14 protein-coding genes are annotated in these 12,361 nt (G+C 71.1%); 12 read left to right on the top strand and 2 right to left on the bottom strand.

From position 1 onward, the window contains the following. Positions 1–32: 32 nt before the first annotated feature. From trpA to ACKUB9_RS23555, 6 genes are all read left to right on the top strand, one after another. Positions 33–872 (top strand): tryptophan synthase subunit alpha, encoded by an 840-nt coding sequence (gene trpA, locus ACKUB9_RS23580; protein ID WP_407527490.1) that lies wholly within the window; start codon positions 33–35, stop codon positions 870–872. Between the two features lie 10 nt (positions 873–882). Further along, positions 883–1,782 carry an acetyl-CoA carboxylase, carboxyltransferase subunit beta gene (gene accD / locus ACKUB9_RS23575; protein WP_407527487.1) on the top strand — a complete coding sequence of 300 codons (900 nt, stop codon included), beginning with the start codon at positions 883–885 and terminating at the stop codon, positions 1,780–1,782. Between the two features lie 61 nt (positions 1,783–1,843). Beyond that, entirely contained in the window at positions 1,844–2,113 is a 270-nt protein-coding gene (locus ACKUB9_RS23570) for a hypothetical protein (RefSeq protein ID WP_410825922.1), read from the top strand. A gap of 73 nt (positions 2,114–2,186) precedes the next feature. Next, positions 2,187–2,315, top strand: coding sequence for a PIN domain-containing protein (locus tag ACKUB9_RS23565; RefSeq protein ID WP_407527482.1), 129 nt, complete (start codon positions 2,187–2,189; stop codon positions 2,313–2,315). Positions 2,316–2,373: 58 nt separating this feature from the next. After that, positions 2,374–3,699 (top strand): bifunctional folylpolyglutamate synthase/dihydrofolate synthase, encoded by a 1,326-nt coding sequence (locus ACKUB9_RS23560; RefSeq protein WP_407527479.1) that lies wholly within the window; start codon positions 2,374–2,376, stop codon positions 3,697–3,699. Positions 3,700–3,961: 262 nt separating this feature from the next. Beyond that, entirely contained in the window at positions 3,962–4,267 is a 306-nt protein-coding gene (locus ACKUB9_RS23555; RefSeq protein WP_407527477.1) for a hypothetical protein, read from the top strand. Positions 4,268–4,339: 72 nt separating this feature from the next. On the opposite strand, the gene ACKUB9_RS23550 is transcribed toward ACKUB9_RS23555, so the two are convergent. Further along, entirely contained in the window at positions 4,340–5,257 is a 918-nt protein-coding gene (locus tag ACKUB9_RS23550) for a DUF3616 domain-containing protein (protein WP_407527475.1), read from the bottom strand. Positions 5,258–5,805: 548 nt separating this feature from the next. On the opposite strand from ACKUB9_RS23550, the gene ACKUB9_RS23545 reads away from it, so the two are divergent. Beyond that, on the top strand, positions 5,806–6,486 hold the full coding sequence (locus tag ACKUB9_RS23545; RefSeq protein WP_407527472.1) for a response regulator transcription factor: 681 nt from the start codon (positions 5,806–5,808) through the stop codon (positions 6,484–6,486). Here ACKUB9_RS23545 and ACKUB9_RS23540 read toward each other — a convergent pair. Beyond that, complete coding sequence (locus ACKUB9_RS23540) at positions 6,468–6,797, bottom strand: PilZ domain-containing protein (RefSeq protein WP_407527469.1); 330 nt, start codon at positions 6,795–6,797, stop codon at positions 6,468–6,470. The two genes, ACKUB9_RS23545 and ACKUB9_RS23540, sit on opposite strands and share 19 nt — an antisense overlap. Before the next feature lie 208 nt (positions 6,798–7,005). On the opposite strand from ACKUB9_RS23540, the gene ACKUB9_RS23535 reads away from it, so the two are divergent. From ACKUB9_RS23535 to ACKUB9_RS23515, 5 genes are all read left to right on the top strand, one after another. Continuing rightward, positions 7,006–7,503 (top strand): hypothetical protein, encoded by a 498-nt coding sequence (locus ACKUB9_RS23535; protein ID WP_407527466.1) that lies wholly within the window; start codon positions 7,006–7,008, stop codon positions 7,501–7,503. A 62-nt stretch (positions 7,504–7,565) separates the two neighbouring features. Then, positions 7,566–8,837 carry a DUF1217 domain-containing protein gene (locus tag ACKUB9_RS23530; protein ID WP_407527463.1) on the top strand — a complete coding sequence of 424 codons (1,272 nt, stop codon included), beginning with the start codon at positions 7,566–7,568 and terminating at the stop codon, positions 8,835–8,837. Positions 8,838–8,941: 104 nt separating this feature from the next. Next, positions 8,942–9,667, top strand: coding sequence for a flagellar basal-body rod protein FlgF (gene flgF / locus ACKUB9_RS23525; protein ID WP_407527460.1), 726 nt, complete (start codon positions 8,942–8,944; stop codon positions 9,665–9,667). Positions 9,668–9,670: 3 nt separating this feature from the next. Further along, complete coding sequence (gene fliI, locus ACKUB9_RS23520) at positions 9,671–11,029, top strand: flagellar protein export ATPase FliI (RefSeq protein WP_407527457.1); 1,359 nt, start codon at positions 9,671–9,673, stop codon at positions 11,027–11,029. A gap of 93 nt (positions 11,030–11,122) precedes the next feature. Further along, positions 11,123–12,352, top strand: coding sequence for a flagellar hook protein FlgE (locus tag ACKUB9_RS23515; RefSeq protein ID WP_407527455.1), 1,230 nt, complete (start codon positions 11,123–11,125; stop codon positions 12,350–12,352). Positions 12,353–12,361 lie beyond the last annotated feature (9 nt).

Raw genomic sequence — 12,361 nt, 5'->3', positions numbered from 1 at the left:
CGGACCGCCCGGGACGCCCGAGGAATCATGAGATGACGACCCGCCTCGCCGACACCTTCGCCCGTTGCCGCGCGGATGGGCGCGCCGCCCTCGTCACCTACGTGATGGCGGGCGATCCCGATCCCGAGACCTCTCTCGCCGTGCTGCGGGCGCTGCCCGCGGCCGGGGCGGACGTCATCGAGTTCGGCCTGCCCTTCACCGACCCGATGGCGGACGGCCCGGCGGTCCAGGCGGCGGGCCTGCGCGCGCTCAAGGCCGGCCAGACCGTGACCAAGACCCTCGATCTCGTGCGCCGCTTCCGGGAGGAGAACCGAGAAACGCCCCTGATCCTGATGGGCTACTACAACCCGCTCTACACGTACGGCGTCGCGCGCTTCCTCGCGGACGCGCTGGCGGCCGGGATCGACGGCCTGATCGTCGTCGACCTGCCGCCCGAGGAGGACGACGAGCTGTGCCTGCCGGCCCGGGCGGCCGGCCTCGCCTTCATCCGCCTCGCCACGCCCACCACGGACGCGCAGCGCCTGCCGGCCGTCCTCGCGAACACCGCGGGCTTCGTCTACTACGTGTCGATCACCGGCATTACCGGCGCGGCGACCCCGGATTTCAGCGAGGTGGCGGAGGCGGTCGCCCGCATCCGGGCACGGACCGACCTGCCGGTGGTGGTCGGCTTCGGCGTCAAGACCGCGGCGCATGCCGCGGCCATCGCCCGCGCCGCCGACGGCGTGGTGGTGGGCTCGGCCCTCGTGGACGCGCTCGCCCGCTCGCTCGACCTCGACGGCCGGGCGACCTCCGGCAGCGTGTCGGCGGTGACGGCCCTCGTGCGCGACCTCGCGGCCGGCGTGCGCGAGGGACGCAACGGACAGGCGGCGTGAGGAGACGGCCATGAAGGTCGAGCCGATGAACTGGATCTCGGAAGTCGTTCGTCCGAAGATCAAGACGCTGTTCAAGCGTGAGACCCCCGAAAACCTCTGGGTGAAATGTCCGGAGACGGGGCAGATGGTCTTCCACAAGGAGGTGGAGGCCAACCATTTCGTGATCCCGGGCTCCGAGCATCATCTGCGGATGACCGCCCAGCAGCGGCTCAAGATGATGTTCGACCAGGGCACGTGGCTCGACGTGCCGCTGCCCGAGGTGGCGACCGATCCGCTGAAATTCCGCGACGAGAAGCGCTACGTCGACCGCCTCAAGGACGCCCGCGCCAAGACCGGCATGACGGACGCCTTCAAGATCGGCTTCGGCCGCGTCAGCGGCCTGCCGATGACGCTCGCCGTGCAGGATTTCAGCTTCATGGGCGGCTCGCTCGGCATGGCGGCGGGCGAGGCCTTCGTGCGCGGCGCCGAGACCGCCCTCGACAAGCGCACGCCCTACGTGCTGTTCGCGGCCTCGGGCGGCGCGCGGATGCAGGAGGGCATCCTGTCGCTGATGCAGATGCCGCGCACCACCGTGGCGGTGCGCCGCCTCAACGCCGCGCGCCTGCCCTACCTCGTGGTGATGACGAACCCGACCACGGGCGGCGTCACCGCCTCCTACGCGATGCTGGGCGACATCCACCTCGCCGAGCCCGGCGCCCTGATCGGCTTCGCCGGCCCGCGGGTGATCGAGCAGACGATCCGCGAAAAGCTGCCGGACGGGTTCCAGCGGGCCGAGTACCTGAAGGAGCACGGCATGATCGACCAGGTCGTGCACCGCCGCGACCTGCGCGCGACCATCGCGCGGCTGTGCGGGCTGCTGATGCAGGCCCCGGCGGAGGTGGCGGCCGGGACGGAGCCGGTGCCGGCATAGGCCATCCGGATCGCGGTCGCCCGGCGTTGCAAAGCGGGGCGGACCCGACCAACTTGCCGCCATGATGGACGAGAAGCAGCACGGGCACCACGGAACCGGCGTCGAGGCGCCCGGCCCGGCCCTGCACGATCTCGCGGATGACCTGCGGCGCATCGCGGCGGCTTTGCAGGAAGCGGGCGCCTCCCCGGCTCTGCCCGAACGCCACGCCGCGCCCGAGAGCCGCGAGGCGTCGCCGCGTCCGTTCGGGGCTCTCGCGGGCCGGTTCAGAATCGGCGAATCCTTCTTCGATCCGCTCACCGACGAGGATCTGCGCTGTTGGGAAGAGCCTTGAGGCTCCTTATCATCACCCATGCCCTGCTCTGGCGGAATGATCGATCACGGCAGCCCACGCCCTCAAGTCGGGCTTGCTGGAATTCGGCAACTCTGATCCCTTCGACCGGATGATCGTCGCCCAGGCCCTGATCGAGAACCTCGCCGTCGTGTCGCTCGAAACGGGTTGGGATGGCTTGGGTGTGATCCGCATCTGGACCTGATCGGCGATCGGGCCGATAGCGCGTTTCTTCGCTCCGCCACTGCGAGACAGACCGACCGATGGAGTCCTCAGACGCGCTGATGGCGCGCTTCCTGGCCCTACACCCGCGCACGATCGACCTGTCGCTCGGTCGCATCCAGCGGCTGCTCGCGGCGCTCGGCCACCCGGAGCGGCGGCTGCCGCCGGTCATCCACGTGGCGGGCACGAACGGCAAAGGGTCGACCATCGCCACCATGCGGGCGATCCTGGAGGCGGGCGGGTTGGCGGCCCATGTCTACACCTCCCCCCACCTCGTGCGCTTCCACGAGCGCATCCGCCTGGGGCGGGTCGGCGGCGGCCGCTACGTCCCCGAGGACCGTCTCGCCGAGGCCTTCGCGCGCTGCGAGGCCGCCAATGCGGGCGAGCCGATCACGGTGTTCGAGATCACCACCGCCGCGGCCCTGATGCTCTTCGCCGAGTGCCCGGCGGACGTGCTGCTGCTGGAGGTCGGGCTCGGCGGGCGGGTCGATGCCACGAACGTGATCGATCAGCCGGCCGCCGCGGTGGTGACGCCGATCGGGCGCGACCACGCCGAGTACCTCGGCGACACGGTCGAGGCGGTGGCGACCGAGAAGGCCGGCATCTTCAAGCGCGGCTGCCCGGCCGTGATCGCCCCGCAGGACTACCCGGAAGCGGACCGGGTGCTCTGCGCCCGCGCGGAGGCGGTGCGGGCCGCGCCGGTCTTGGTCGGCAACCAGGATTTCTCGGTCCACGAGGAGCACGGGCGCCTCGTCTACCAGGACGAGGACGGTCTCCTCGACCTGCCGCGCCCCCGCCTCGCCGGGCGCCACCAGATCGTCAATGCCGGCACGGCGATCGCGGCCCTGCGGGCGGCCGGCTTCGGCGATCTCGGCACGGCGGCCTACGAGACCGGCCTGACCCAGGTGGACTGGCCGGGGCGCCTGCAGCGCCTGAGCCGCGGACGCCTCGCCGGCCTGATGCCGGCGGGCGCCGAACTCTGGCTCGACGGCGGCCACAACGTCGATGGCGGGCGCATCCTGGCCGCCGCGATGGCCGACCTGCAGGAGCGCGGCGACGCGCCCCTCGTCCTCGTGACCGGGCTCCTCGGCACCAAGGACGCGGAGGGCTTCCTGCGCAACTTCGTGGGCCTCGCCCGATTCGTGGTCGCCGTGCCGATCGGCAGCCAGATCGCGGCCCGGCCGGCCGAGGAGGTCGCGGCGATCGCCGCCTCCGTCGGCCTCGCGGCGGAGACCGCCCCGAGCATCGAGGCCGCGCTCGTCGCCCTGGAGAACCGGGCCTGGGAACGCCCGCCGCGGGTGCTGATCTGCGGCTCGCTCTACCTCGCGGGGGCGGTCCTGACCGCCAACGGCACGCCGCCGACCTGAACGGCGCGCGTTGCGGATCGCGCCCAGCCGCCTCACCTCGGCCGCAATGAACCGGCAGGGCTCCCTGCGCAGGGAAGGCTCGGGCTGGAACGGGCCGGAGCCGCGCGTCCTTCGTGCGTATGGTCTGCCGCCCGCATCTGCCCTACGGTGATGGCCGGGGGCGAACGCGAACCGCATGGCCACGCGGCGGGATCGGGCCCATTCAGTCAGAGCCCGTTCAGCAAGCCGGGGCTACGCAGCACAGCCGGATGAAAGTGAGCCGATGATCTCCCTGTTGGGCCGCAAGCCGAAATCCGCCGCACTGTCCCGCGCGTCCTGGGCGATGGGCGGCTTCGACCCGGTCTATTATCTCGACACCTATCCGGACGTCGCGGCGCACGGCTGCGACCCGCTCGAGCATTACCTCGTCTTCGGCTGGAAGGAGGGGCGCGATCCCTCCGCGCAGTTCAGCACCTCGGGCTATCTCTCGGCCAACCCGGACGTCGCGGCGGCGGGCATCAACCCGCTGGTGCACTATCGCATGCACGGTCTCGGCGAGGGCCGCAGCGGCTGGCAGAAGGCGCCCTGAGAGCGGCCCTGAGCCGGCCTCGGCAGCCCGGATCGTCCCGCGACGGAGCCGCATTCTGGGCTCCGCGGGCCTTCAGGGCTTCACGTCGATGTCGATGCTGCGGAAGGTGTTTTCGGCGCGCGGCGCTTTCTCGTCGTTGCCGGCGCAGCCCTTGCCGTCGTCGCTGAGCACCTGCACGGTCGAGGTGCCGGGAACGGCCAGCAAGGCCTCGGGTATCAATTTGTCGAACTGGTCGCCTTCGATCAGTTTAGGTGCGCCGTCCTTGCCTGACCACCGGTAGAGCGCGAAGCCGCCCGCGGCGTCGAAGACCGGGCCCGCGACGATCAGGTACGAACCCGTGCCGTCGACACGCTCCAGGCTGCGGATGCCCCTGCCGCCGAGATCCAGAGCCTGCGGGGGCGAGAAGCGCGGCTCCTCGCCCGCGTCGATGACGCCGCCCGGGTTGTCGAGGCGCACGACGAGCGCCTTCTTGTCCTGCAAGGGACTGCGGAACCCGATGAACAGGCCGCCGCCAGGCGCGGCTGCCAAGCCCTCGATATCGATCTCGGCGGGTTTGAGCATCGCCGCCTTCGCGAGCGGGTCGCGCAGGGCTCCGTACGCCTTGCCGACCGGCTTGAGGGGCGAGGCGCTGCCGGATCCCGTGATGTCGGTCGCAAACAGCAGCTTGCGCTTCGGCTTGTCCTCGCCGTCCTTGTTAAAGGAATGGGAACTGATCCAATAGATGCGCTTGCCGACCACGGCGGCGCCTTCAAGATCGGATTTGTCGAGTCCCGTAAACTCCTCGAAATCGACGACGTCAATCCATTCCGGTCTGCCGCGTTCATAGATCAGGATGCGGTTGGTCTCATCGCTGGCAACCGCAAAGCGCTTCTCATCGAGGTATGCAGCGGCGGATGCCTCGCACAGACCATGATAACGGCTGGCTTCCGCAGCGACCTCACCAGCTTGGCAGGCAATGATCAGGGTGATCAGGATGCGCGACAACATCATACAGACCCTCCCCATTGCTCGGATTAGGCCAAAATGGCCGATCTAAGTCAATCAATTTCTTGTCATGCTGAGAGCAGGCGGCCCGGAATGCCGACGAGGCAAGGGTCGCGTCCGCGGCCGATGTCTTCGGATCAGACCAAGGGCATAAGTCTTTCGAACGATGTCGCGATGTTGTCGACGGGCGCGACCCTATTCGTCGTTCCTGCGAGGCGTCCCGCACGCTATCCGATCGGGACTGCCGCTGCCGTCGCAGGGTCAGGAGGCCACGATGTGCTGCCGATTTGCAGCACCTGTCCGAGCAAGGGACTGCCGGTGTCGCGCCTGTTAAGGCCCGGGTCGCATCGTTAACCATTAATTAACCACGCCACGCGAAAGAGGGGACGTCGCGTCATCCCGCGCGTCATCGGCCGCCTGAAGATCTCGACAGGTCCAGGCCGGCAACGCAGCGGGTCCGGCGCGTCGTCCTTCCTCCGGAACCGGGAACGCCGAAGAACAGGCGAGGCTCCGGAGGCATCTCAAGTCTCGAAGAGGCTCCGGGGGCAGCGGGAATGTACATCGTCGTCGATGAGCGGCAGGGGGTTGCCGCTGAATACGTGGCGGGGTTCAGCGAACAGGGTGTGGCCTCGCGCGGCGTGGGCGCGGGTGAGTTCGGCGCCTGGCTCGGCGCGCATGCCGAGGGCGACGTCCGGGACGTAGACGGCTTCCTGCTCGGCGAGTGCGGCGAGCGCGCCGCCCACACGGCGACGATCCGCCGGCTGACGCAGGCGCCAATCATCGCGCTCAGCGAGACGCGGTCCCTGGCCCAGACCCTTGACCTCTTCACCGCCGGCATCGACGACGTGGTGCGCCGCCCCGTCCACGTGCGCGAGATCCTCGCCCGGGCCGAGGCCATCCGCCGCCGCATGAACCGGGCCGAGACGCGGGTGGCCGCCCCGCAGCAGGCCGAGCGCCTCGTGGTGCACTTCGACGGACGCGACCCCGAGGTCGACGGCGACAGCATGATGCTGCCCCGGCGCGAGCGCCACATCCTCGAATACCTCGCCCGCAACCGCGGTCGTTGGCTGACCAAGAGCCAGATCTTCGCGGCGGTCTACGGCGATCTCGCGAGCGACGTCGAGGAGAGCGTGGTCGAGGGCCACGTCAGCAAGCTGCGCAAGAAGCTGCGGATGCGGCTCGGCCGCGATCCGATCGATGCCAAGCGCATGGTCGGCTACAGCTTCGTCGGCTGACGCAGGTGCCCCTCAGGCTCGCCCTCTGGCGGATCCGCGAAGGCCACGCCCGCGAAATCCCCGCGCCGCCAGCGCAGCGCCGCCGAGACGCTGCGCAGGTCGTGCCCGGCGATGTAGAGGGCGAAGCGCTCCGGCAGCGGCAGGGTTCGTTCGATGCGGATCTTGGCCCCCGCGCGGGAGAGGTCGCGCACCACGCACGGGACCAAGTGGTCGGGAGCGATCTGGGCGCGGCCCTGGAGCATCACCCGGTGGCGCCGCCCGGCCAGCGGATCGCGCGCCGTCCCGGTCCTCTGCGTGGTCTGCGCGTCCATGCCCGCCTGCCGTGCTGCCATCCTGCCGACGGGCTGCGTGCGGCCTCGCCCGCCCGCAGAGGTAGCCGCACAGGGTTAACGCGACCTTCACCCGATCCGCTCATCCCTCGCTGATCCCCCGCTTCGTTCCCGAACCACGGTTCCGGCGGCCATGTCCTCCCTCCCGTCCTCCCCTCGGCGCCCTCCCCGCCCCTCGCCGCGGGCGCCCGTGCCGGAGCGCGACTCGCCGCTCACCGCCGCCGCGCTGCTGCGCCGTGCGCGCGACGCCGCGGCGGAACGGACGGCCTTCGCCCTCGTCGCGTCCCTCGCGCTCGTGTCCGGCAGCTTCGCGGCCGTGACCATCGCCGGGGGCGTGCGCCCCTACGCGGTGCGCGCCGTGGTGCCGGCCGGAATCGGGCCGATGGCCTGGAAGAAGGGTGTCGCGGCACAGGACGATCTGACCGATCTCGACCCGATGATCACCGGCTCCCTGCCCGAGGCGCCGCCCCCCGCCGCCCCGCCCCGCCCCGATGCCGGACCGGCCGAGCACCGCTACCGGCTGAAGGCCGTGGCGGGCGGCGTCGCCTTGATCGAGGGGGCCGGGCGCACGCTGCAGGCCGTCCCCGGCACGGAGCTGCCCGGGGCCGGGCGGGTCCTGTCGATCCTGCCGGCCGGAACCGGCTGGGTCGTCGTCACCTCGCAGACCATCATCGCCGCCGGGCCGTGACCGCCCTCCCCGACAAGCCCGAGGCAAGCGTGGCTCCCTAAGCCCGCCCCAGGAGACCGCGCATGGCCTCGACCCTCACCAATTACCAGCTCATCGCCCGCGATCTCGGCGCCTCGCTCAAGCGCAAGGCCGCCGATCCCGTGATCGCGCGCGACACCGCCTACTTCCAGGCGAATATCGGCAAGGTGAAGTCGATCGACGACTTCATGAAGGACACGCGCCTCTACACCTACGCGATGAAGGCGTACGGCCTGGAGGAGATGACCTACGCCAAGGCGCTGATGCGCAAGGTGCTGACGGAGGGCTCCGCCTCGCCGGCGAGCTTCGCCAACCGCCTCGCCGATGCCCGCTACGTCGCCTTCGCGCGGGCCTTCGACTTCGCCACGGGAGCGAGCGCGACCGGCGCCGACAAGACGATCACGGCCACGAGCGAAGCCAATGCCGGGCTCCTCGCCGGCACGCCCGCACAGCTCAACGGCGGGGTCGTCCTGCCCGAGACCTTCGATTTCTCGGGCACCGCCGAGGTGCGCTTCTCGATCTCCTCGCGGCTCGACGCCAGCACGACCAAGTCGGTCACGATCGTGCTGAACAAGGCCTCCCTCGCTCCCTCCGCCGAAGTCATCTCCCGGGTGTCGCCGACCGAGCTCGTCGCGGCGATCAACGCGCAGATCGAGGCCTCCGGCGAGGCCGGGCTCAAGGGGCTGGTCCAAGTCGGCATCGGCGTGTCCGGCCGCCTGTTCATGGAGACCAGAGGCTTCACCGGGACCGAGATCGTCACGGCGGACACCGTGATCTCGCCGTATCCGGCGGGCGGCACCATCCGCACGCTCGCCGTGCGCAACCTGCCGCTCTCGGGCCAGGACCAGACCGCGCTCGACATCGGCTTCGGCACCGGTCTCGCGCCGGACGCGAAGGCCAAGGCCGTCACCGACGCCTACCTGCGCCAGACCCTGGAGACCGATGCGGGCGTCGAGGATACGGGCGTGCGCCTCGCCCTCTACTTCGCCCGGCAGGCCTCCGGCCTGAAGAGCGCCTACGACATCCTGGGCGACCCCGCGCTCAGTCAGGTCGCCAACACGGTGATCGGCCTTCCCGCCACGAGCGGCGCGGCGACGCAGGAATCCCTTGCCCGGCGCGCGGCGCTGATCTCCGCCAAGATCGACGTCGCGAGCTTCAGGGACCCGGCCAAGGTGGAGGCCTTCGTGCGCCGCTTCGCGGCGATCTGGGACGCGCAGAACAACGCCGGCGACTCGCCCGTCACCGCCCTGTTCTCGGGGGGCGGGAGCGACGCCGCGCTGCTGCTCGGCCTGCAGCGCAGCCGGGCGAGACTCTAGGGCAGGCTCCGGTCGCGCGGCGATCGGCGCCTGCCCCACGCTTTCGATAGCGTCGCATTGTCTGCGACGAACCGGTGACCCCTCCGTCGGACGATCCTCTCGCCATGCAGACCGGACTCTACGTCGCGCTCTCCGCGCAGATGGCCCTGGAAAAACGCCTCACCACCGTGGCGCACAACGTCGCCAACGCGGCGACGGCGGGCTTCCGCGCCGAGGAGACCAAGTTCGAGCAGATCCTCGCCGGGTCGAAGACCGGACCGGTCGCCTTCGCCACCGCGGGCGACAGCTACATCTCGCGCCGCGCCGGCCCGACGATCCGCACCGACGCGCCCCTCGACGTGGCGGTGCAGGGCGACGCGTGGCTCGCCGTGCAAGGGCCCAAGGGGCCGCTCTACACGCGCGACGGGCGCATGACGATGGACGCGAACGGCCGCCTGCGCAGCGTGGCCGGCCAGCCGATCCTCGATCCGGGCGGATCGCCGATCCTGCTCGATCCCCTGGCCGGCCCGCCGGTGATCGGCCGCGACGGCAGCATCCAGCAGAACGGCAACCAAGTGGGCGCGGTGGGCCTGTTCACCATCGACGCGACGAGCAGCCTGACCCGCGCGGCGAGTGGCGCGGTGGCGTCGAGCCAGCCGGCCCGTCCGGTGCAGGATTTCAGCCGGCTGGGCGTGATCCAGGGCCATATCGAGGGCGCCAACGTGAACCCGGTGCTCGAACTCACCAAGCTGATCGGCATCCAGCGGGCCTTCGACAACGCCGCCACGACGGTCGCGGAATCGGAATCCTCGCTGCAGAGCGCCATCCGCTCCCTCGGCTCGGCGAGCTGACGCGTGGAAACCCCTTCCGAGATCCCTTGCGAGTCCCCTGCCGACGCCCTCTCGCGCCTCGACGCCGCCCTGGCGGCGGCCCGCGCCGAGGTGCCGCTCGTGCGGGTGGGCGGCCCGATCCGCGAGGTCACGGCCAGCGCCTGCCGGGTCGGGGGTGTCGCGCCCTTCGTGCGGCTCGGCGACCGCATGGGCTTCGAGGCGGGTGGCCGCGTGCAGATCGGCGAGGTGGTGCGGGTGGATGCCGCGGGCGCCACCCTCAAGCCCTTCGAGGCCCGCATCGAGGCGGGGATCGGCACGCGCGCCTTCCGGCTCGGCGCCGCGGCCCTGCGTCCCGATCCCGCGTGGAAAGGGCGCGTCATCGACGCCCTCGGCCGGCCGATCGACGGGGCCGGGGCGCTCACCCCGGGGCCGGCTCCGGTGCCGCTCGATGCCGACCCGCCCGCCGCGATGGGCCGGGCGCGGCTGCGCCAGCCCCTGCGCTCCGGCGTGCGGGCGATCGACCTGTTCACGCCGCTCTGCGCCGGCCAGCGCATCGGCATCTTCGCGGGGTCGGGCGTCGGCAAGTCGACCCTGCTGGCGATGCTGGCGGGCGCCGAGGGCTTCGACAGCGTGGTGGTGGCGCTGGTGGGCGAGCGCGGCCGGGAGGTGCGCGAGTTCCTCGACGGACCGCTGGCCGGGAGCCGCGCGCGCGCCGTGATCGTGGTCTCCACGGGAGACGAGAGCCCGATGATGCGCCGCCAAGCGCCCAAGGTCGCGATGGCGGTGGCCGAGCACCTGCGCGACCGGGGCGAGGCGGTGCTGCTCATCGTCGATTCGGTAACGCGCTACGCCCATGCCGCCCGCGACGTGGCGCTGGCGGCGGGCGAGCCTGCGGTGGCGCGCGGCTTCCCGCCGAGCGTCTTCTCCGACCTGCCCCGGCTCCTCGAACGGGCCGGCCCCGGCGGCGACGGCCAGGGCAGCATCACCGGAATCTTCTCGGTGCTGGTGGACGGTGACGACCACAACGATCCGGTCGCCGACAGCATCCGGGGCACGCTCGACGGCCACATCGTCCTCGACCGGGCCATCGCCGACCAGGGCCGCTACCCGGCGATCGACCTGCTCGGCTCGATCTCGCGGCTGGCCGAGCACGTCTGGTCCCCCGAGCAGCGGGAACTCGTGCGCCGCCTCAAGGGGATGATGGCGCGCTTCGAGGAGACGCGGGACCTGCGCCTGATGGGTGGCTACCGGGCCGGCACCGATGCCGACCTCGACCAGGCCGTCGGGCTCGTGCCGCGCATCTACGAGGCGCTGCGCCAGGAGCCCGGCGGGGCGCCGAGCCGCGACGCCTTCCTCGAACTCGCCCAGGCGCTGCGCGCGTGAGGCCGCCGGACCCCGGCCCGGCCGCCATCCAAGCCCCGCGCAAGCCACCTTCCGTCTAGTGCGTCCCAACGCTCCCACCTTCGAGGCAGCAGCATGAGTCTCTTTGGCGTGCTCCGGACCGGCGTGTCCGGCATGAACGCGCAGTCGAACCGGATCGGTACCATCTCGGAGAACGTCCAGAACTCCAGCACCACCGGCTACAAGCGCACCTCCACCGAGTTCTCCTCGCTGCTGATCGAGGGCTCCGACAGCGGCGTCTACAACTCGGGCGCCGTCGAGACCGTCCTGCGGCGGTCGATCGGCGATGACGGGCCGATCGCGGCCACCACGTCGAATTCCGACCTCGCCATCCAGGGCAAGGGCTTCTTCGTGGTGCAGGACGGCAGCAACCGCCCCTACCTCACCCGCGCGGGCAACTTCGTGGTCGACGGCCCCACCGGCAACCTCGTCAATGCGGGCGGCTTCACGCTGATGGGCTACAGCCTCGCCAACGGCGAGCCGACCCCGACGCTCAACACCTTCGACGGCCTCGTCCCGGTGAATCTGGCCTCGCTCGGGATGCAGGCCAAGCCCTCGACGCAGGGCGAGATCACCGGCAACCTCCCGGCCGACGCGCCGGCGATCCCGGCCGGCACGGCGCCGCCCGCGGGCACGGCCTACAGCAAGAAGACGCAGCTCGCGACCTACGACCCCCAGGGCCGCAAGGTCATCCTCGACGTCTATCTCACCAAGACCGCCGCCAACACGTGGTCGGCGAGCATCTACGACTCGGCCAATCCCGCCAGCTTCCCGGCGACGCCGCTCGCCGGGTCGACGGCGCTGACCTTCGGGGCGGACGGCCGCCTGACCTCGGCCGGCACCGCGACCATCACCCTTGGCGGCCGCTCGGTCGCCCTCGACATGTCGGGCGTCACCCAGCTCGCGGCTGCCTACGACCTGAAGGGCCAAGCCAACGGCAGCGCGGCGAGCGCCGTCAAGGGAACCGAGTTCGGATCGGACGGTACCGTCTACGCCATCTACGAGGACGGCAGCCGGGTCGCCGCCTTCAAGGTGCCGCTCGGCGACGTGGCGAGCCCCGACAACCTCACGCCGCGGGCCGGCAACGTGTTCGAGGCCACGCCCGAATCAGGCTCGGTGCAGGTCGGGTTCGCTACGGCGGGCGGGCGCGGCACGATCAAGTCGGGGGCGCTCGAACAGTCGAACGTCGACGTCAGCACCGAACTGACCGCGATGATCGAGTCGCAGACCGTCTACACGGCCAACTCCAAGGTGTTCATGACGAGCAACGAGATGCTCGACACGCTGATGAACCTGAAGCGCTGACGCGCCGCG

This window comes from Methylobacterium oryzisoli, from assembly GCF_046557895.1.
Taxonomy (GTDB): domain Bacteria; phylum Pseudomonadota; class Alphaproteobacteria; order Rhizobiales; family Beijerinckiaceae; genus Methylobacterium; species Methylobacterium oryzisoli.
This window is presented reverse-complemented; position numbering and strand designations above follow the sequence as displayed.